The organism is Affinundibacterium nitidum (assembly GCF_014284155.1).
In the GTDB taxonomy this organism is placed as follows: domain Bacteria; phylum Pseudomonadota; class Gammaproteobacteria; order Burkholderiales; family Burkholderiaceae_D; genus Undibacterium; species Undibacterium nitidum.
Genome location: NZ_JACOFZ010000023.1, coordinates 1 through 1,314, shown reverse-complemented (window position 1 = coordinate 1,314; position 1,314 = coordinate 1). Strand labels below are relative to the sequence as shown.

At 43.5% G+C, this 1,314-nt stretch carries 1 protein-coding gene; it reads left to right on the top strand.

Annotated elements, in window-relative coordinates; all coding sequences use genetic code 11:
- Nucleotides 1-53 precede the first annotated feature (53 nt).
- Nucleotides 54-1,288 (top strand): IS3 family transposase gene (locus tag H8K36_RS18860; RefSeq protein WP_186918074.1). Its coding sequence is split into 2 segments (ribosomal slippage): nt 54-402 and nt 402-1,288, totalling 1,236 coding nucleotides; the frame shifts between segments, so codons are not numbered across the junction.
- Nucleotides 1,289-1,314: the final 26 nt, after the last annotated feature.

Sequence of the window (1,314 nt, the reverse complement as noted above, 5' to 3'; positions counted from 1 at the left end):
TGACCCGTCCTGAAATAGATTGACAGTTTTCTTTGTGATCGAAAGGAACGTCAATGAAATCAACAGAGCGTAGGAGTCAAAGAGATTACACCTTAGCCTTTAAATTGTCGGTTGTTAGTCAGGTGGAAAAAGGCGACATGACCTATAAGCAAGCCCAAACGCGATATGGGATACAGGGGCGATCCACTGTTTTAGTTTGGTTACGCAAACATGGTACGCAAGATTGGCATAATATGGGTTTAAGAAAAAATCTCAATTTAGCCATGTCCAAAGAACCCTTACCACTGACGCCTGAACAACGGATTAAAGAACTTGAAAAGCAGCTAAAGATTGCGAACGAAAAAGCGCAGCTATTTGAAGCCATCGTGAATGTTATTCGAGATGACTTTGGGATCGCCATTCCAAAAAAGCATTTAGGCAAGTCCTTGAGCACAAGAAAACGCCTCAAATAAGCATTAGCAAGGCTTGCCATTATTTTGGTTGGACACGTCAGGCATATTATCAACAAATTGAACGCGACCAAGCGCGTCACAATGAGCATGAACAAGTCATCGAATGGGTGACGAAACTTCGACTACGTCAGCCGAAGATTGGCACGCGTAAGCTTCATTTTCTGCTACGTGAGAGGAAGCAACAAGCGGGTATCAAGCTTGGGCGAGATGCCTTGTTCCACCTTCTCAGAATGCGACATTTATTGATCAAGCCCAAACGGGCCTATCATAAAACGACGCACAGTCACCATCGTTTTTACAAGCATCCCAACCTACTAAAGGCAGGTTCTCAGCAAGTGTTAGCTTCTAAACCAGAACAAGTCTGGGTCGCCGATATAACCTATATACCGACAAGTGAAAAATTTGTTTATTTAAGTCTGGTGACCGACATCTATTCAAAAAAGATCGTCGGGCATCATGTTCATGCCAGCCTGCAAACGGAGGAAGTGAGTGTGGCTTATCGACGTGCATTGCGTAGTAAAAGTAGCATGTCCGATCTGATACACCACTCAGATCGAGGCATTCAATACTGCTCTACTTATTACCAACAATTACACGAAAAATTCAAAGTGCGATGCTCAATGACAGATGGATACGATTGCTATCAAAATGCTGTAGCTGAGCGGGTGAATGGAATTCTCAAGGGAGAGTTCTTATTGAATACGCCGGCAAATCTTGCAGAAGCACGAAAGCTTATTGCACAATCCATTCAAATCTATAACAACGAGCGGCCCCACTCAAGCCTGAAAAACAAAACGCCCGATGAGGTTCATCGGGCGTCTTTGCAACACTTTTAGTTGTCAATATATTTTAGGACTGGACA